The organism is Dickeya undicola, from assembly GCF_000784735.1.
GTDB lineage: Bacteria > Pseudomonadota > Gammaproteobacteria > Enterobacterales > Enterobacteriaceae > Dickeya > Dickeya undicola.
The window spans coordinates 69132-87310 of sequence record NZ_JSYG01000015.1; the positions used below are offsets into that span (position 1 = coordinate 69132).

Sequence of the window (18179 nt, forward strand, 5' to 3'; positions counted from 1 at the left end):
ATCGTTAACCGATGCCGCGCCGAAACGTCAAGAAGGGGATTTACTCGTCGCGAGTCACCTTCAGGCCACCGTAGGTTTGGCTAACAGGCATCATTTCCAGCGTGTTGATGTTGACGTGAGCCGGTAGCGTCGCGACCCAAAATACCGCTTCTGTCACATCTTCCGGCGTCAGCGGGTTGGATTTGTCATACGTCTGGCTGACCCTGGCCTCATCCCCTTTGAAACGAACGGCAGAAAACTCGGTTCCGCCCACCAGACCCGGCTCAATGTTGGTCACCCGCACTTGAGTGCCGGAGAGGTCAGCGCGCAGCCCCAGACTGAACTGGCGCACAAACGCCTTGCTGGCACCGTAGACGTTCCCGCCCTGATAAGGCCAGTTACCCGCAGTGGAGCCGATATTGATGATATGACCGGCATTGCGCTTCACCATTTCCGGCAGCAACGCATGGGTCATGAACACCAGCCCCTTATTGTTGGTATCGATCATGGTTTCCCAGTCACTGACGTTGGCTTTGTGAGCAGGCTCCAGCCCCAATGCCAGACCGGCGTTGTTAACCAGCACATCAATTTTTTGCCATTCAGCAGGCAGAGCGGCGATAGCCTGCTCGATAGCCTGTCGATCGCGCACATCGAGGCGCAATGTGAGAAGCGCGTCACCAAACTCGGCTTTCAGCGCATCAAGGCGATCCTGTCGGCGGCCAGTAGCGATGACTTGATGGCCTTCCTTGATAAACCGCCGGGTAATCGCTTCACCGAATCCCGCCGTTGCACCGGTAACAAAAATAATCATGCGTTTTTCCTCTTTCATTCCTGACTGCAGTGATCCCGAACTAACCTGATGACGTTGTGCTACATATCGAAAAAGTCAGCCCTTCGACCGCGATGACACCATCATAACAATGAGCATACCTTAACCTTGATGCTATCTCTATGTCAGCATTGAGCTTTTCGGTAAGCCTCGCAGATAGTCCCCACATTTGCAGTATGTTACAAACATAACGTCGGGCAGGATTCCAGCCTGGCTAAAACGGGTTTGTCACACGCGTTTTTTCACGGTAGTTTTCTTTATCGGGATAATGGTTTCGTCGAGGCAATTATTGGTCCGGTATTGATAACACAGGTAAGGAATACACATGGAAAGCAGTAAAAGTCACCAGCAGTCTGTTGAGCAACAATTTGGCGAACAGGCCAACGCCTATCTGAACAGTGCCGTTCATGCGCAGGGAGAAGATTTGGCCGAATTGGCTCGCCGTCTACAGGGTAAAAACCATGCCAGCGTGCTGGACTTGGGCTGCGGTGCCGGTCATGTCAGCTTTACCGTTGCCAGCCTGGTCGACAACGTGGTGGCGTGCGATTTGTCGCCGCGTATGCTGGATGTCGTCGCCAGCGCCGCACAGGAAAAAGGCCTGACCAATATCAGCACTCAGCAGGCGGTGGCGGAGTCGTTGCCGTTTGCTGATGACAGCGTTGACGTGGTGGTTAGTCGTTATTCGGCCCATCACTGGCAGGATGTCGGGCAAGCCTTACGGGAAGTAAAAAGGGTGCTGAAACCAGGAGGTGAAGCCATTCTCATGGATGTGGTTTCCCCTGGGCACCCAGTACTGGATGTGTATTTACAAACCGTAGAAATGCTGCGCGACACCTCACACGTGCGCAATTATACGCCGGGTGAGTGGCTGACGATGTTGGGCGAAGCCGGGCTGACAATACGTTCGCTGCAAACTTCACATTTGCATCTGGAGTTCCAGAGTTGGGTGGCACGCATGAGAACCCCTGAACATTTTGTCACCGCCATTCGTGCTTTGCAGCAACAGATGTCCGCTGAGGTCACTCGCCATTACAACATTCGACAGGATGGCTCATTCACCACTGATATTGCCTTTATCGTCGTCAGTAAAGGGTAAAGTTATCGCCCCTTCGGGGGCGATACAATGGTGTTATACGCCGTTCATTTCCTGATTGTCTGCTTCAACGGCGTCGTACAACCGCTCCAGAATATCAGGGAATGCCGACTGAACTCGGTTCCAACTGGGTACAAACGGTTTATCTCCCGGACTTTCGCTGTATGCCTGGCCGGATAGGGTAATGACATCGGCAAACAGCTCCACCGCCGATTCCTCGGTATGCCGGTCAAAATGCAGGCCGTTCATGCGTGCATCGTGTTCAAACGAGTCGATCATATCCAACGCAGTGCGGTAGTAAGTGGCGCGCAGTACCCGGAATGAATCGGTGGTGATGTTGACGCCCTGAATCGCCAGTTTGCGGTACAGCGCTTTGGTGATGTCCATTGCCATACGTTGCAACCCTGAACTGGGGTCGTTTTCCGATATCGGCTGATGTTTGTGGTCATAGTTATCAGCAATATCTACCTGGCAGATACGGCTAGTCGCCGTTCCGCGATGGATTTCCGATAACATGCCGATCTCCAGCCCCCAGTCGCTCGGGATGCGCAAATTACGTAATACATGGCTGCGCATGGCGAACTCACCGGATAACGGGTAGCGGAAACTGCGCATGTAGTCGAGATAATCTGAATTACCGTAAACGCTTTGCAACGATTTCAACAGCGGGAATACCAGTAACCGTCCGACGCGCCCGTTTAATTTCCCCTCGGCTACCCGCGCATAGTAGCCTTTACAAAAGTCGTAGTGAAAATAGGGATTGGCGATCGGGTAGAGCAGGCGAGCCAGCATTGCGCGATCATAAGTGACAATGTCACAATCATGCAGGGCGATACAGGCAGTACGGCGTGATGCCAGGGTATAACCGACGCAAAACCAGACATTTCGCCCCTTTCCCTGTTCCATTGGTGCCAGTTCCTTGTCGGCCAGTTCCTGGCTGAGCCGGGTCAGACGCGGGCCGTCATTCCACAGAATGCGGTGCCGCTGTGGGAGCCGGGAGAAGAATTGACGGGCAAACAGGAACTGATCGCGGTCCGCCCGATCAAGACCGATGACAATCTCAGACAAATAGGGAACCTGGGCTAGCATATCGATAATCTTGCCTAGCGCCGGGCCTTCCAGTTCTGAAAACAGGGAAGGGAGGATCAGCCCCATACTGCTTTGACCAGAAAATACCTGTAGTTCGTATTCCAGTTCCTCTACGCTACGTCGGGTAAGGTTATGAAAGTTGGTAATAATGCCATCCTGATAAAACTCACTCATGTTGTACTTCTCCCTTGTCAATCAAGCCATTCAGCCCATATCGGCTGATAAAATAGCGTAATCCTTCACTCCAGCCAGCCGGTCCGGCGGCCTGAGTACGATAGGATTGACCACGAAAGTTTCGTGACAATGTCACTTTTTCACTGACGCGCCCTTTAATGATGACGGCATAATCAGTTGCCTCCAGCAGAGAAATGTCATTCGGCCCATCACCTAAGCCAACGGTGACAGGCAACGAGTGGGTTCTCGATGCAATATATTGCGTCAACCAGCTCACGGCGGTGCCTTTACTGGTGCCTTCATGCATCACGTGAAAAAAACGGCCGCCTTCGGTTAGTGACAAGTGGTGTTGGGCCAAACACGTCTTAAACATGTCGAGTGATGCGGCATCCCCTTGCCACAGCAAGGGTTCCGAAGCAGTGCGTTGGCGAGCCAGTGCCGCCTGCGGCCGAGTCAGACCGGTGGCAACTGCCACTTCAGCATCGTCCATATCGACAAAACTATGGAAAGAGAATCCATACTGTTCACGTAAGGCCTGCAACTGTCGGCAGATGTCGGAATAAGTCTGTGGGATGGGCGGCGGTGATGTCTGAACCCCTGTTTGCCAGGATGTGGGTAGCAGAATATGTGCGCCGTTTTCCACGATGGCTGGCATGTCGTGCAATGCCAGCGTTTGCTGAATAGGCACAATTTCCGCTGCAGTCTTACTGGTCGTGATAACCACCGGGACCTGGTGAGAACGAAGTTGCCTCAGACACGGACGAGCCTCATCCCAACGATAGGTATCGTGGTCCAATAGCGAGCCATCAAGATCGGTAAAAATAACCACGTTTTTAGTCAATTCGGGCATTTTGTCTCCTATAGGCGCTCGGCAGGTACTGATTATCCAGAGTACAGCAACAAGACAAACTGACATGCGGATCGGGTGGGAAACACTATTTGCCTGATTATTTTGATAAAAATTATTCTGATGCTTTATTAAGCCTATGCCTAGATCACAGTTTTCGCAAATTCAGTACCCAAATGACCCGTGAAGTAAACTGCTGGTGAAAAATCAGGACTAAGCATAAGGTAAAAGCTATTGATGAACTCAATTTGAAGAGCGTACTCATGACGACCGGGATGCAAGGCCTGCGGCTGATCAAAGCCAGCCGAACTGATTACCAATGGATAGGCGAGTTAAGCAGAGTAAATATGATGGATTACTATCAGCGTTATGGTTTGATCTGGAATGAAGCGCGCTACAGTACCTTGCTGAATTCACTCGATGTATCGGTTATCTGTTCTCATCAACAGACAGCCGGGTTTGTCAGTCAGCAGATTAATACTCAGGCTTCGTTTTGCCTGATAAACGATTTGCAGCTTTACCCACAGTGGCAACAAAAAGGTATTGGGACTTGGGTACTGGAACACGTTGAAGAGCAAGCACAGCAACAGGGGCTAAAAAGTCTGCGTATTTGTGCCTTTCGGGATAATCCGGCCAAAGGGCTTTACCTACGTCATGGCTTTAGGCAAGTCAATGAATCGGCGGATATCCTTAGGCTGGAAAAAACCTTAAGGTAAAGCCTGAATACAGGCAGAACAGTACGTCATAACTGCACGAGGATTACCAGCCAAAAATGCCAGAACCTGCCTGATTCCATCTTGGTTCGCATAATGTATATTATGTTAAATAAGGTGTAAGAGGCGCTTCCCCCATACGCTTGTCACATGCTTAGTCAAATCACGACAATCCGCACAAGAACACACCACTGCCCAACCGTGACGCTAACTACTCTGCTGTTAGCGCATCGTAGACATGGCGTAGCCGCGTGCGCAGGTAGAGAACGGCTTTCTGTTTGCGTGATAACAGCGCCTGAACACTGACGCCCGTTTCTTCTGCCAGCTCGTTATAGCTGTAGCCCTGCAACTCGGTCTTGTCGAACACCTCACGTTGTGCGGATGGCAATTCAGATAACGCCGCGTCCAGTTCATCCCACAATAACGCCTTAAGATACTCATCTTCCGGCGTTTGTGGTGTGCCGAATAGCGTTTCTGCCAGTTCATCCTCCGGGGAATCTCCGACATCATCGTCAATGAAATATCCGGACAACGGCAGTTCGCGTTTTTTACGTGCAAGGTCGGTCATCTCGTTACGCGCAGCACGAAACAACCAGGCGGCGATGTTTTCCACCGGCTGTTCCACCGTCATCAACTGATAAGTAACTTCCTGCAAAATATCGTCAGCGTCATCACGCACAGCCTGTCGGCCACGGATAAAAGCAATTAACCGTGGCCGACAGGCTTTGATGGCTGAAACCAGCAACGACTCCCCCGCCATTTCGGCTTTCATCACGTTTACTCAGCTTCCGGTGTTTTAGGGGTTGCGTCGGCCGGGTTGCTATCATGATGACGCCCGTGCCAGTTGCAGCGATCACGATGGTCAAACCCGTCACGACGCTGCCGGATAAATTCGTCACGCTGTTCCGGTGTCATTTGCATCCAACGCTCGTGCATACGGCGATGCTCGCGTTCCTTACCAAACATCCCAGGCCGAAATCCCAATCCGCCAAAAAGAATGCGACTCAGTACCAGCAACCCCAGAGCCTGCCAGAAACCAATACTTTTTACCCCTATAATTGCTGGTAACAACGCATTCCATAACGACATCACCAGTAGCCCCAGTACGACAAACAGCACAAGGGCAATCAATAGCGGTTTTACCATCCGATGCCCATGGAAGCCATAACCTCGACCGTGCCGATTTCTCACCATATTGTTACCTCATCACATTTGCGGATAAATTGCCTATGATGTAGTAGACGAATGAGCGGGAAAAATATTGCTGAAAATTTGAAAAAAATCGAAAAGACGCTTTAGCAGCCACCAGCTTATTCATGATCAGACTGACTCCGTGGTACTGCTCTCAACCGTTTGCCCCTACATTCTGGCGTTTCTCAGTTTTCCGTACCCCGGCGCATAGCAGGGCGGCTAAAATTACACCACTCTTCTTAAGTAAGGAATTTTTTTTATAAAAAATACCGAAACCACGCAACATGCGAAAACAATAATGGACATCAACGGTATGGTAATGATGGAGTAATCGAGCCATCGCCTTGCGGCCAGATAATAAAGAGACTCAACAAAAACTGGATGGATTAAATAAACGCCTAAACTAACATCAGATAAAAACTTCAATTTATCATGGTGAGAGGCATTCAAATGAGTAAATTTCAAAATCTGCATAAAGGAAATAGACATCACTATGACATTGACGCTTAAGTAACTGTAAAAGTAAATGCCTGACTCTTTCCCTGAAAAAGATGAAAGAAAATAGCACCCAGCACAGGTTGCAAAAAGTGAGATTATAAATATAAAAATGTAAAATGAGATTGTCCTGGTGGTGCGGGTTTTAGCGATTAAATGACCGCAGATGAAATACGGAAGATAATAAATAGACTCATTAATAAAAAAGAAATCACGGCTCCCAATAGAAAATCGATGCATGTCACTTAAAGAGCAAAAAGCAAACATCAGTAAAGCAAAAAACAATAGCTGAGATTTATTTGTGTTAGCGACTAAAATCCTAATCAGAGGCGTGAATACATAAAGCCCTATTATCATGTACAAAAACCACAGATGGTAATAAGGCCTTCCGGCAATAATATTTTTTAATATATTACCCTCTCCCTCGCCGTTGAATTTGGTTTTAAATACACCCCATAAAATAAAGAGTAAAGACCAAAAAATCAATGGAACCAGTATCTTGCTCATCCTTTTTTTATAAAAAACAGATAGACTGTCTATTCTTTCAGGGGGAAGTAATAGTGCCCCACTAATCATAATAAAAACAGGAACGCACCAACGGACTGAAGAGTCATACAAATTACCTACCCACCAGGAAAACGAGCCAAGCTCAGCCTGAGTGACAGTGTAAGCAGAGATATGCAAAACGATAACAGCAAAGGTTGACAAAATCCTCGCTATATAAAGCCATTCCATTTTATTATGTTCTCTTTTTATTCTTATGATGAATAATTCAAAGTGAAATTATTTTCTCAGATCACAATCAGAACTGACGCTGGTAATGCTTTGCTATTTGAGTTCGCGCTACCTATTCCCGAACCACAGCGTTTTAGCCTGAGAGAAAACTTCTGCTGCAATAAATAAATGCAATAACTGGTTGAAACGCACAAAGGTGTTGATGATTAAATGGTCAAAAATGGTAATTTGGATAATCCTAATTAGGGAATGGATTAATCATATCACAGTAAAAATAGCATTCCACGCATAAAACACTCGACCATGACCGTTTGCACCATTTTCACATATGAATATGTCACGGTGGTGATTCCATGCCGATGATTACCTTACCTTGATGTGATTGTTTTTTGCCCATTTTTTTAATCTTCCCTGCGCATTGGCATAGGGTGATGATGTGTTAAATGAAATCATGCGACCCATTGTCCATTTGCCATACCATGGTTTTCCATACAGTTCTTCATGAGTGCGCTCATCAATAAGCTTCACTATTTCATCTTTTGCCGACTGGAGGTCATTTATTAATGACTGGTAATTCAATTCTTTGTAATCTCTGTAAAACTTTTGCGCCAGGAGCCCCAGTTGATTCCACTTATAACCGGTTTCCGGGAAGTCGACAGGCTGACCTTTTGCATCACTGGTTATCCATTTTACCACCAGTGTGTGCCATCCCAGCAAATACGCAACAAGATCACTTACGCTCATCACCGTTCCTTTTGCATGGCCTTCCATCGATTTATCCGAAGTGAGTTCAGGGGGAATCGCGTTAAGGTAACTGATTAATTTAATAAAATTTTTATCGATAGCGGAAAGCAGTTCAGACTTTGTTTGTGGCACACCCATCAAGCATTTCCTCTCAATTTTAAAGCAGGAGTATGAAAGCATCCGTGGTGTTTGAAGAAAATCAATTATGTACCACTCATCACGACAGGGGAAGCGCGGTGAAAAAGCATTGCTTAAGGTCTGCGCTGAGGAGTTCATGCGTGTAGTCGCTGTCATTAGTCCCTGAGATTTACTCGGATGAGTCTGGCTCTAAAGGGTTTACGTATTGCGTTGTCCAAAACGTGGCACATTTTATTCTGTAATTCGTATTATTTTGGGTGTTTGTTTAGTAACGTCATGGAAAGAGTTTCTTTATTTATGATGCATGGCTTTTATTGTTTTTTTGGGATTTGTCTCATTCATTGCGGTGTGGATATTTTAAAGTATTAATGAGAAGCAGGACGTGCTTCTTATCTTACATCAATAAATATATGGACGTGGATATGATGAAATTCAAAAAGGCTTTATTGATCTCTTCAGTATTATTACCTCTGGCCCACAGTGCTCAAGCTGCGTGGGAGCTTGGCGATATCTGCTATGGCTATGCGACCGCCACCGGTTCGGGTTATTCCGGTGGGGCTTTATTGTTGGACCCTATCCCCTCTGATATGGAGATAACCGCGTTAAACAGGACACAGCTGGACTATAAAGGTGTGAAAGCGACACTCGCCGGTGCTTATCTCAAGGTTACCGGTCCAAAGGGAAGCACAATCGTATATGTCACTGATTTATATCCTGAAGGTGGTGATTGCGCCCTGGACTTATCATTCAATGCTTTCGAGAAAATTGGTAATTTGCAAGATGGCAAAATTAACATCCAGTGGGAGCTGATAAAAGCGCCGATAAGCGGTAATGTGGTGTACCGGGTTAAAGAGGGTTCGAATCCTTATTGGGCGGCGGTGCAATTCAGAAACGTCAAATACCCAATTATTGAGATGAAGTATCTCCGCGGTAGCCAGTGGGTAAGCGCGCCAAAAACAGATTATAATCATTTTATTCTGGAATTCGTTGGTAAGAATGATATTCCGATCGAATTTACCGATATCAAAGGGAATATATTAAGCGATACACTTCCACCGATGTCAGACAGCACCTCATCTGCCTATTTGATCACTGGGAAAGTACAACTTCCCTAATCTTCATGATGGCAAGATGCCGTTGAGTCGTGAGAGTTATCGGTGTAACCGGTAACTCTCTTTTTTAAGTCCCCTTCACGTCTTTCGCCCCTCTGATAGCCAATGTCATGCCGCTTGCCCGCAACATCCCCTTGACAGCTTTAGAACACCAATGCAAAACTATACCGTACAGTTTAGTTATGGTTTGGCGCAATCCTCCTACATGGGGTTAACCCGGAGTTAGCGCGGTATAGGAAGGTTTTTGCCTTCATCAGGGAAGTGTTACTTCATTCAATAGCAAGTTCTTTATTACAGGATACGTCAAATGAAAGCATTCACTCGGGCCGCCCAGCCCGCTATTGTGACTCTCGCCCTCTTGTTGGCCGGGTGCTCTGGTAGCCAGCAACCTTTACGCTACACCGGTATTGGGTCATCAGCGATGCTGATCCCCAACAGCGGTGATGCATCAGACCGAATTCCCTTCCGGTATGCCGCCCCGGTTGATTGGAAAAAATACGACAGCATTATCATTGAACCTGTCGTGGTTTATTCAGGCAGCGACAATCAGTTTGGCGACATGTCAGCGTCTGACAGGCAACAACTTGCCACCTATATGCAAACAAAGTTCGAAGAGGCGCTGCGCCCGCGTTTCAGCGCAGCGACAGCCTCAGCGCCGGATGTTTTACGTCTGAAACTGACGCTTACCGGCGCAGAAACTACCACACAAGTTGTCGGAACATTCACCAAATTCGACCTTGCCGGTGGGCCTTACAACATTGTGCAGTCTATCCGTGGGAAAGAAGGTATGTTCAGCGGCTCAGTCAGTTACGCTGTCGAAATCTACGACTCTACGTCCCATCGTTTGCTCCACGCCTATGTTGCCAAAGAATACCCGAACGCGATGAATGTCTCTGCCAGTATTGGCTCATTAAGTGCAGCTGAAGTTGGGATTGATAAAGGGGCGGAAGAGCTGGCCGACATCCTGAAAAAATAAGCGATTAGTTAAAAACAACAGATAGCCGAGAGTCGGTTATCTGTTTCATCTTATGGTGTGTATTGGAAGTATCGGAGATAACGTGCGTAACCGACGGTAAACGGGAACATTAATCAGCAGCCGGTGTGGGTGCCGGTTCTAAATCAGTCACGCTACCGGCTTGCGAGTGTCTTACTGGCCCTTCTGAAAAGAGGCTCCATGCAGAAAAAGCGCGACGCCATTTCTCACCATTTCTCTGACTTGCGCCGGAGAACAATCGGGCGGCTCACGTTGCAACAGCATCGCATCCGCTTCCGCTTTGACCAATGCCGTAAACTGTTTGGCCCTTAACGTGGGGTCTGCTTGAGTCAGCTCACATTTTTGCATGGCATCGGCCATGAGATCAGCCAGCCGGGTCATGCTTTCTTTCGTTCCCGAGCCTTGAAATAACTCACCAATGTCAGAATGGCCTGCTTCACCAACCACAATACGATAGATTTGCAGCGCCGGATTTCCACCAGTCAGCACGAGCATCATTTTCTCGCCAAAACGCGTCAGCTTCTCTTCCAGAGAAAGCGGCCCTGCTTCCGGCGTGTCGAGTTCTGCCGCGGCTTCTGTCAGAAAACGTGTACTGTAGGTACGGACGATCGTCTCAAACAATTCTTCCTTTGACGCGAAGTAGTTATAGAGCGTCGCTTTCGATCCCCCGACACGTTTAGCGACTTCACTCATGGATGCTCGCTCGTATCCTGTTTCCTGAAAAAGTTGAGTGGCGGCATCAATAATCGCCTGCCGTTTTTCCTCGGTCAGTGTTCGCATTATTCCTCCTCTGGTGTCTACCCGGTTAGTTCAATCAGCGTTATTTTTAGGTAACCGGACAGTACAGTTTAATTATATCGCAGTATGCCATATTTAGGCTGCCCCCAAAACCACGCTGCATCAACGATCCTCATCCGATATAAGGCGAATTTCGATAGCGGCGTGTTCAGTACTTAAGTTTGTACGTTTGTATTAAAATAGATATTTAAATTTTTACAATTGGTTTTTTATCACATTTAATAGAATTAAGTTCTGATAAAAAATCAATATTAGGTCTTTTGATCTAAAATTCCATTCTGTTTTTTTGAGCAAGACTATCAAATCCACGCTATTCTCTTCTCACTGTCGGCAAGGATACGATGCAGGCCAGATTACGGAACGCCAACCCAGCTTTATCGTGGGCTGGCGTTCCCGCTGATGCCCGGAGAGGAACCATGAGATCGAAAAGCGAAATCACAGCAGAACAACTGATACGCAGCGCGGCGACCATCATTCGGCGTGATGGCCTGCACGCCTGTACACACCGGGCAGTCGCTGAAGAGGCGCAGATGTCGCTGGGTGCCACCACCTACCACTTTAAAACGTTGGATGACCTGCTGGTTGCGGTGATGCATCAGGCGATTGAAGACTTTGAGAGCAGCACCCGGCATTGGCTTTCTCTGCGTGGAACCGACGATCCTGCTGAGATCCTGACTGATTTCGTCTTCTGGACTATTAGCGAGCGCTCAAGGCTAACGCGTGAGTACGAACTGTTCGTCGCCGCAGTATCCCGCCCTCTCCTGCGGCCACACGCTGCCGAGTGGCTCCATGCTCATGAGACGATATTGCGCGAGCATTTCGGTTTCAGCCGCCCGGTATCACAAGCGGCGGTATCGTTCACCGATGCCTGGCTGATGCGCGGCATTCTGAGTGGCGTCGATGACTTGCCGGATGCGAATGTTATTCGGGCAGCGTTTCACGCCATCGTCACCAACCGATCCGCTATCGGCCCTTAAGGCACATCTGTACGGGTCACCGTCACCCGGCACTATTGAAATTGAAACGAAACCTATACCTCCGGGGTGGCTAACTGCCCCGGCAGGCATGGCTTTGCCGGTAATAAACGACCGGTAAAACTGGAGCAGTACCTACACGGGAAAAGTACCTGCATGGGGAAAAGTTCCTACACGTAACCAAGGACTATCGTATGAAGAATGTAAATAACGCGATGAAGGCAGCCGGGCTGATGCTGGCTCTCGCGGGAGGCTCGGCCGCCTTTTCAGGGTATGCCGCCACCACGCCGGAACAGCGCTCGCTGGACCAGATTTACCAGAGCGCACTGAGAGAAGGCGGTGTGCTCACGGTCTATGCTGGTGGTGATACCCCAGGCCAGCAGGATGGCATCAAGCAGGCATTCGAAAAGCGCTTTCCGGGCATGACGTTGAATGTCATCGTGGATTACAGCAAGTTTCATGACGCCCGCATCGACAACCAACTGGCTACCGACAGCCTGATTCCGGACGTTGTACAGTTACAGACGTTGCAGGATTATCCACGCTGGAAAAAAGAAGGCGCACTGCTGAACTATAAACCGGTCGGTTGGGACAAGATCTGGCCAGCATTCAGGGATCAGGACGGTGCCTGGACCGGCGTTTTCGTCGATGCGTTCAGCAACGTGGTCAACACCAAACTGGTCGACCAGAAAGCCTGGCCGCGTGAAGCCAATGACTACCTGCGACCAGATCTGAAAGGGAAAATCGTCGTCACCTACCCGAACGACGATGATGCGGTTCTGTTCTGGTTCAAACAGGTAGTGGATAAATACGGCTGGGACTATGTAGCGAAATTCAGCGAACAAGAGCCGGTTTACGTGCGTGGCACCCAGGCACCGGCTGACGATGTGGAAAGCGGCACGTCCGCGGTAACCTTCTCCACTGACGGCGCGCTGGTTCCTGATGGCAAAGCCAATTCCCGCTTTGTGCTGCCGGTGCAAGACCCGTTTGTCGCCTGGGCGCAGCGCGCGGCTATATTCAAGCAGGCCAAGCACCCGGAATCTGCCAGGCTGTATCTGAGCTGGCTGCTGGACCCGAAAACGCAAACCGATGTTTGGTATATGTGGTCAGTTCGCACCGATGTCACACCGCCGACCGGTTACAAGCACATCTGGGAATACAAGAATGCCAGCCCGGAAGCGTTTGAGCGTTTCATGAGCGACCGGGCGGCCGTTGAACGCTTCAGAGCGCAGATCGGTCTGTATCTGGGCGAAGTTAAAGGCGAACCGTCGCCGGGCTGGCTCGGCCTTCATCCGGAACAGGCGCTGCCGCATTAAGTTATCCGCCACGTAACACGTGCGTGTATGACATACCGCGCAGTTGCCAGGGATTCCGATGTGTCTCGGAATCCCTTTTTTATCTTCGTAGAAAACCACTTCCCATTGGTAAGCCAGGCTTTATCGCGCTTCACGTTACTTTATGTTTTCTGATGTTATCCAGAATTTCCGGCTTCATCACATCCGGGGAGATATAACAGACTACACTATGATTGCACGGCACTTTTCCTGATTATAATCCTTCACTGGGATGTGCATATGACACATACGCAGCAAGAAAAATCACCAGGTTTGTTGGCTATTTCCGCATTGGGCATTGTCTTTGGTGATATCGGAACCAGCCCACTTTATACCTTCAATACCGTGATCCAACTGGCTGGTGATTCGGCCCGGCCGGAAACCATTCTGGGTCTGCTTTCCACATTGTTCTGGACGTTGATCATCGTCACTTCCATCAAGTACGCGTTGTTCGCCATGCGGATTGACAACAAAGGTGAAGGCGGCGTACTGGCATTGATGTCGTTGCTACAAAATAACCAGGTTAAGCGTCAGAAATGGATTATTGCTGCCGGGCTACTGGGGGCGGCCTTTATCTATGGCGACGGCGCGATCACCCCCGCTATTTCGGTGTTGTCGGCGCTGGAGGGGTTGGAACTGGTTTTCCCGGAAACGGCTAATTACATTCTGCCAATGACGCTGGTTCTACTGGTTCTCATCTTTGCCATTCAGCCACTGGGCACGGCTAAAATCAGTCAATTTTTCGCACCGGTGATGCTGCTATGGTTTGCGACGTTGGCTCTGTTGGGGATCAAGAGCATCATTGATTATCCCGCTGTGCTCTTGGCGTTGAACCCGGTTTACGCGTTGACGTTTTTTGCCACCCACGGACATATTGGGCTGCTGATTCTGGGCGGTGTGTTTCTGTGTGTCACTGGGGCGGAAGCGTTGTATGCCGATATGGGGCATTTTGGCCGGAAACCTATCTGGATTGCCTGGTATACGATAGCGCTCCCTTGCCTGCTGCTCAATTATGCCGGTCAGGCGGCATTTATCTTATCCGGTAGCGATGCCAACAATAATATTTTTTACCGCCTGTGCCCTCCCGCGTTGCAAATACCGTTAGTTATTCTCGCCACCCTGGCTACTATTATTGCCAGTCAGGCGATTATCTCCGGGGCGTTCTCCATGACCCGACAGGCGATTCAGCTTGGTTGGTTGCCCAGAATGAAAATCACCCAGACGGCAGAGCAAAGCTATGGGCAAATCTATTTGGGCACCGTCAACTGGTTATTAATGGCGGTCACCCTGAGTCTGGCGATTTTCTTCCAATCTTCAGAGCGGCTGGCCGCCGCTTATGGCATTGCCGTTTCCATTACGATGCTGATGACCACACTGTTGCTGTATATGGCAATGCGTAAGATTTGGCACTGGAACAAGATGCTGAGTTTCAGCATCACCGCTATTTTCATCCTGATTGATGTGGGATTCTGCGTCGCCAATATGCTGAAAGTGTTTGAGGGCGGCTATGTTCCGCTGCTACTGGCGATGCTGATTTTCTGCGTGATGTTTATCTGGCGTCAGGGGGTTACTCGCGTATCGCAGAGTGTGGCGGAGAAAACGCTGTCGGTAGACGAGTTCCTTTCATCACTGCGGGCCGATGGTATTTCTCGCGTGCCGGGCGTCGCCGTATTTTTAACGCGTGTGCAAAATGTCGCACCGCCGGTCATGCGCTGGCATGTCAAACGGAATCAGGCCTTGCATGACAAGATCATCGCCCTGACCATTCAGGTGTTGGATGTGCCGCGTGTCAGAGAAGAGGACAAACTGGTGTTAACCGAAAAACTGCCCGGTTTCTGGCAAGGTGTGGCCTACTACGGGTTTATGGAGAAACCCAATATTCCCGAACTGCTCAAGCAAACGCCGCCGCTGCAAGCCTGTATCGATCATGAATCTGTGACCTATTACATCGGTCATGAGTCGATTGTCGCCAAAGACGGAGCGGATGCTCTGCCGCGCTGGCAATCTTATCTGTTCGGCTGGATGATGCGAAATAGCCTGCATGTCACGGAATACTACCAGCTACCGGGAAATCAGGTGATCGAGATCGGTCGACGCATCGCCATTTGATAGCCAGCTCGTGTCACCCATTTGATAACTGAAAGGCCCCAAGCCTGTGCTTGAGGCCTGCCTGGCACGAATCTAATACCATTAGGTTATTTTTCAGCCAGTGCCTTGTAGCGCCTGGCTACGCTAAAGAACGCTTGCTTCGGCTCCCAGGGCGGCATTTTCCCCGCGTTGGGGTGTGCTGCCGGATAGGTTTTGACAAGGGAAAAGCTCATCATGTCAAAGTCACGCGCCCCTTCGGCATAGGGAAAGGTCGGGAAGGAAAAGACATAAATGAATACCCCATCGATACCGGCATTTGTCAGAAGTTGCAATTGTTCTTCAACGTAGTTGGCCTGCTCATATTCACTGCGGGTAGGTACGATGCCATCCGTAAAGATCCCCGTTCCGTCAGGGTTAACCCCTTCCAGACGCATGAAACCTCCAGCACCCAGTTTACCGGCGCCTTCATAGGCACAAGAGCCGACTTCCATCACCACTAATGGTTTATTCAGCCGGTAAGGATCGAGTGCTTTCGTGTATTCTTCAGCCGACTCGTTGCTTCGGTAATGGTCGATGCCAACCATGTCGAACAAACTCCAGTCAACCGTTTCCCACATCCCGGCAGAGTACGTCACTCGGCCGGTAAATGTTTCGCGTACCCTGGCAACAATCTGAGCCAGCGCGTTATTAAGCCTCTCCATTCTGGCGAGCTCTACGTCGTTATCTCCGGCTTGTTTCGCCGTGCTAAGCGCAATAATCCCCTGCACACGCTGCGCGATAGATGAGCCGTCAAGAATACCCTCATTGAACAGACTCATTTCACAACCAGCAACGAAGATAAGATCAACCCCTTCATTCCTTAATTGCTCCGCTGCGAGCGCCGCCTGCGCAAAATAGGCGGGTAAGTCGGCAACAGGTACATTCATTTTCCATGGGTTGAAAAACACGGTCAGCCCAGCGGCATGTGCCATTCGTGATGCCACCAGCAGACGATCAATCTCTTCTCCTTCGATACGGATGGTATTCGCGTGCATGTGAGTTGCGATAGTCTGTACATCATGCGCCACAAGCTCCGCATCGAAATGCTCAACAGAATAAGGATTATCCGGCGTGAATCTCAGACCAACGTCATAAACAATTCCACGATATATCATATAATTAATCCTTGTCGGTAATGTCATTCCTGCCATCAGACTCAGCGAAGCAATATCCGCCTTTTCCGCCCTGTTCAGCGATAAGCATACCAGTGTTACCGGCGAGAGACAGGGAGTAAAGATAATAGTATGTTGTAACTAAACAGACATTAAGGAAAAAGGGCGGAGAACCCGCCCTCAGCGATCAGCGATTACACAACGAAATCAGCAGTCTGTGATACCTGACCCACAATTTTCACCAGGAATTCTGGCGAGGTATTGTTATCGAGGTTCAGATAAAGATTGCTGACGTTGGCTGACGAATCCCAATTGATCATCATCTCACCGCCGCTGCCACTGAACTGATTAACAAAGTGCAGATTATTGCCGGTGTTCAGCGCAGACAAGTCGATTTTATCGGTGCCAGATTGGAAATCGAGAATCCAGTCAGGTGCTGACACTTTGGAGTCAGATACCGCGGTATACACAAAGGTATCTCGGCCACTGCCGCCATACAGACGATCTGCCCCCCCCCCTCCGTATAAGGTATCGTTACCGGCCCCCCCTTGTAGCACGTTGTCTGCATTGTTACCGATCAGCAAATCATTGCCGGAGCCACCAATGGCGTTTTCAATGGTTACACCGTGCGCGATTGACACGTTACCTTTCAACCCACCAACATCAGACAAGGAGCCTTCGTTCAGGTTGATACGCTGGTTGTTACTGTAACCAGAGAAGTCGAACGTATCGTTACCACCGGCATCCCATACCGAGAAAATCAGCGCTTTGCTGCTGCTGGTCGCGGTGTAGAAATCGCGGTCGGTGTTGGAGTTGAAGCCATACACGCTATCACCGGTACGGGTGGTCATGTTGGCACCGTACAGGCGCTGAATGGCGGCGATATCATCCAGCATCGGACCGGCAGCATAATGACCGTTGAAATCCCCACCGGTATTTTTCTCACTCCAGTAGCTCATGATACTGAACTGGCGGGTATCTTCGGCATAGGTCACATCACTGTAGCTGGGGTTCCCTTCGCCCGCGTTATAGTCGCCCGGATGGTTCAGACCCAGCGCATGGCCGATTTCATGCGTCAGCGTCTGACGGCCGTACTCCATTTTGTCCGGGCTGCGAATGTTGTCCACATTGTAGTTGTACCAGGTGGTGCCAGACGCACTGCCACTGCCCGGCAGATAGGCGTAAGCCTGTGTGCCGTAATCCAGGCGGCCGCTGGAGTCACGGGTATAGTTACCAAAGGTGACGTTGGCCGACTGATTCCCTGTCACTTCCGTGAAGGTGATGTTGGCCAGATCCGACCAGGACTGTAATGCCAGCTTGGCCTGGGCAACCTGTGCCGCATTGAATTTGACAAACCCGGTATCACCATCCGGTGTAGAACGCGCCGACTGTAGAAACTTGAAGGTCAAATTGGCGGATTTGCCAAATACATTCGAGCCATTCCACGTGATGTCATCACGGGTAATTTGCTCACCTGCATCTTCAATGGAATAAGATGGTTTGCCGTTAATCGTTAAGCCATTGCCCCGCTCGTGATAATGCAGCAGATCATAAACAGAATCATAGTTGCTGCTAGCGGATAATGAATGCAACGCGTCATCATCACGTGAAGACAGATTTTTTTCCATAAAACCCTCATTGGTATAAATAATCAGAAAATTTCATAGCCATTAAATTTTAAGAAAAAGACACCTCTGCCAA

At 49.4% G+C, this 18179-nt stretch carries 17 protein-coding genes; 7 read left to right on the forward strand and 10 right to left on the reverse strand.

Annotation, left to right across the window (positions count from 1 at the left end; all coding sequences use genetic code 11):
- Nucleotides 1-40: 40 nt before the first annotated feature.
- Nucleotides 41-790, reverse strand: a complete 750-nt coding sequence (ydfG, locus tag OB87_RS07290) for a bifunctional NADP-dependent 3-hydroxy acid dehydrogenase/3-hydroxypropionate dehydrogenase YdfG (protein WP_033568785.1) — start codon at nt 788-790, stop codon at nt 41-43.
- Between the two features lie 343 nt (nt 791-1133).
- Between ydfG and OB87_RS07295 the strand changes: the two genes are divergently transcribed.
- Nucleotides 1134-1904: a class I SAM-dependent methyltransferase gene (locus OB87_RS07295; protein WP_033568786.1), complete on the forward strand. Its 771-nt coding sequence runs from the start codon at nt 1134-1136 to the stop codon at nt 1902-1904.
- 33 nt (nt 1905-1937) lie between these two features.
- On the opposite strand, the gene OB87_RS07300 is transcribed toward OB87_RS07295, so the two are convergent.
- Together OB87_RS07300 and OB87_RS07305 are read right to left on the reverse strand one after the other, a co-directional pair.
- Nucleotides 1938-3164: a glycosyltransferase family protein gene (locus OB87_RS07300; protein WP_033568787.1), complete on the reverse strand. Its 1227-nt coding sequence runs from the start codon at nt 3162-3164 to the stop codon at nt 1938-1940.
- Complete coding sequence (locus OB87_RS07305; RefSeq protein WP_033568788.1) at nt 3157-4014, reverse strand: mannosyl-3-phosphoglycerate phosphatase-related protein; 858 nt, start codon at nt 4012-4014, stop codon at nt 3157-3159. The genes OB87_RS07300 and OB87_RS07305 overlap by 8 nt, the downstream gene beginning before the upstream one ends.
- Before the next feature lie 260 nt (nt 4015-4274).
- Here OB87_RS07305 and OB87_RS07310 point away from each other — a divergent pair, with 260 nt between their 5' ends.
- Nucleotides 4275-4727, forward strand: coding sequence for a GNAT family N-acetyltransferase (locus tag OB87_RS07310; protein WP_033568789.1), 453 nt, complete (start codon nt 4275-4277; stop codon nt 4725-4727).
- Nucleotides 4728-4935: 208 nt separating this feature from the next.
- Here the strand turns inward: OB87_RS07310 and OB87_RS07315 are convergent, their stop codons facing one another.
- From OB87_RS07315 to OB87_RS07330, 4 genes are all read right to left on the reverse strand, one after another.
- Nucleotides 4936-5496, reverse strand: coding sequence for an RNA polymerase sigma factor (locus OB87_RS07315; RefSeq protein WP_033568790.1), 561 nt, complete (start codon nt 5494-5496; stop codon nt 4936-4938).
- 5 nt (nt 5497-5501) lie between these two features.
- Entirely contained in the window at nt 5502-5870 is a 369-nt protein-coding gene (locus OB87_RS07320; protein WP_081977363.1) for a hypothetical protein, read from the reverse strand.
- A 270-nt stretch (nt 5871-6140) separates the two neighbouring features.
- Nucleotides 6141-7145: an acyltransferase gene (locus OB87_RS07325; RefSeq protein ID WP_033568792.1), complete on the reverse strand. Its 1005-nt coding sequence runs from the start codon at nt 7143-7145 to the stop codon at nt 6141-6143.
- A gap of 363 nt (nt 7146-7508) precedes the next feature.
- Nucleotides 7509-8027: a ClbS/DfsB family four-helix bundle protein gene (locus OB87_RS07330; RefSeq protein ID WP_033568793.1), complete on the reverse strand. Its 519-nt coding sequence runs from the start codon at nt 8025-8027 to the stop codon at nt 7509-7511.
- A 422-nt stretch (nt 8028-8449) separates the two neighbouring features.
- Between OB87_RS07330 and OB87_RS07335 the strand changes: the two genes are divergently transcribed.
- Both OB87_RS07335 and OB87_RS07340 read left to right on the forward strand, forming a co-directional pair.
- Nucleotides 8450-9142: an expansin EXLX1 family cellulose-binding protein gene (locus OB87_RS07335; protein ID WP_033568857.1), complete on the forward strand. Its 693-nt coding sequence runs from the start codon at nt 8450-8452 to the stop codon at nt 9140-9142.
- Between the two features lie 304 nt (nt 9143-9446).
- The gene (locus OB87_RS07340; RefSeq protein WP_033568794.1) at nt 9447-10115 is read left to right on the forward strand and encodes a DUF3313 domain-containing protein; all 669 of its coding nucleotides are present in this window, start codon (nt 9447-9449) and stop codon (nt 10113-10115) included.
- 171 nt (nt 10116-10286) lie between these two features.
- Here OB87_RS07340 and OB87_RS07345 read toward each other — a convergent pair whose 3' ends face one another.
- Nucleotides 10287-10913, reverse strand: a complete 627-nt coding sequence (locus OB87_RS07345; RefSeq protein ID WP_033568795.1) for a TetR/AcrR family transcriptional regulator — start codon at nt 10911-10913, stop codon at nt 10287-10289.
- 434 nt (nt 10914-11347) lie between these two features.
- Between OB87_RS07345 and OB87_RS07350 the strand changes: the two genes are divergently transcribed.
- From OB87_RS07350 to OB87_RS07360, 3 genes are all read left to right on the forward strand, one after another.
- A complete protein-coding gene (locus tag OB87_RS07350) occupies nt 11348-11908 on the forward strand; it encodes a TetR/AcrR family transcriptional regulator (protein WP_033568796.1) in 561 nt (186 codons plus the stop codon).
- A gap of 191 nt (nt 11909-12099) precedes the next feature.
- Nucleotides 12100-13221 (forward strand): ABC transporter substrate-binding protein, encoded by a 1122-nt coding sequence (locus OB87_RS07355; RefSeq protein WP_033568797.1) that lies wholly within the window; start codon nt 12100-12102, stop codon nt 13219-13221.
- A 258-nt stretch (nt 13222-13479) separates the two neighbouring features.
- Nucleotides 13480-15348: a potassium transporter Kup gene (locus tag OB87_RS07360; RefSeq protein WP_033568798.1), complete on the forward strand. Its 1869-nt coding sequence runs from the start codon at nt 13480-13482 to the stop codon at nt 15346-15348.
- Nucleotides 15349-15434: 86 nt separating this feature from the next.
- Here OB87_RS07360 and OB87_RS07365 read toward each other — a convergent pair whose 3' ends face one another.
- Nucleotides 15435-16481, reverse strand: a complete 1047-nt coding sequence (locus OB87_RS07365; RefSeq protein WP_033568799.1) for a hypothetical protein — start codon at nt 16479-16481, stop codon at nt 15435-15437.
- Between the two features lie 191 nt (nt 16482-16672).
- Nucleotides 16673-18106, reverse strand: a complete 1434-nt coding sequence (locus OB87_RS07370) for a serralysin family metalloprotease (protein WP_081977364.1) — start codon at nt 18104-18106, stop codon at nt 16673-16675.
- Between the last annotated feature and the right edge of the window lie 73 nt (nt 18107-18179).

Bases quoted from the DNA above. Each gene is read 5' to 3' on its own strand.
- ydfG (WP_033568785.1), bottom strand. From the start codon at position 790: ATGATTATTTTTGTTACCGGTGCAACGGCGGGATTCGGTGAAGCGATT.
- OB87_RS07295 (WP_033568786.1), top strand. From the start codon at position 1,134: ATGGAAAGCAGTAAAAGTCACCAGCAGTCTGTTGAGCAACAATTTGGC.
- OB87_RS07300 (WP_033568787.1), bottom strand. From the start codon at position 3,164: ATGAGTGAGTTTTATCAGGATGGCATTATTACCAACTTTCATAACCTT.
- OB87_RS07305 (WP_033568788.1), bottom strand. From the start codon at position 4,014: ATGCCCGAATTGACTAAAAACGTGGTTATTTTTACCGATCTTGATGGC.
- OB87_RS07310 (WP_033568789.1), top strand. From the start codon at position 4,275: ATGACGACCGGGATGCAAGGCCTGCGGCTGATCAAAGCCAGCCGAACT.
- OB87_RS07315 (WP_033568790.1), bottom strand. From the start codon at position 5,496: ATGAAAGCCGAAATGGCGGGGGAGTCGTTGCTGGTTTCAGCCATCAAA.
- OB87_RS07320 (WP_081977363.1), bottom strand. From the start codon at position 5,870: ATGGTAAAACCGCTATTGATTGCCCTTGTGCTGTTTGTCGTACTGGGG.
- OB87_RS07325 (WP_033568792.1), bottom strand. From the start codon at position 7,145: ATGGAATGGCTTTATATAGCGAGGATTTTGTCAACCTTTGCTGTTATC.
- OB87_RS07330 (WP_033568793.1), bottom strand. From the start codon at position 8,027: ATGGGTGTGCCACAAACAAAGTCTGAACTGCTTTCCGCTATCGATAAA.
- OB87_RS07335 (WP_033568857.1), top strand. From the start codon at position 8,450: ATGATGAAATTCAAAAAGGCTTTATTGATCTCTTCAGTATTATTACCT.
- OB87_RS07340 (WP_033568794.1), top strand. From the start codon at position 9,447: ATGAAAGCATTCACTCGGGCCGCCCAGCCCGCTATTGTGACTCTCGCC.
- OB87_RS07345 (WP_033568795.1), bottom strand. From the start codon at position 10,913: ATGCGAACACTGACCGAGGAAAAACGGCAGGCGATTATTGATGCCGCC.
- OB87_RS07350 (WP_033568796.1), top strand. From the start codon at position 11,348: ATGAGATCGAAAAGCGAAATCACAGCAGAACAACTGATACGCAGCGCG.
- OB87_RS07355 (WP_033568797.1), top strand. From the start codon at position 12,100: ATGAAGAATGTAAATAACGCGATGAAGGCAGCCGGGCTGATGCTGGCT.
- OB87_RS07360 (WP_033568798.1), top strand. From the start codon at position 13,480: ATGACACATACGCAGCAAGAAAAATCACCAGGTTTGTTGGCTATTTCC.
- OB87_RS07365 (WP_033568799.1), bottom strand. From the start codon at position 16,481: ATGATATATCGTGGAATTGTTTATGACGTTGGTCTGAGATTCACGCCG.
- OB87_RS07370 (WP_081977364.1), bottom strand. From the start codon at position 18,106: ATGGAAAAAAATCTGTCTTCACGTGATGATGACGCGTTGCATTCATTA.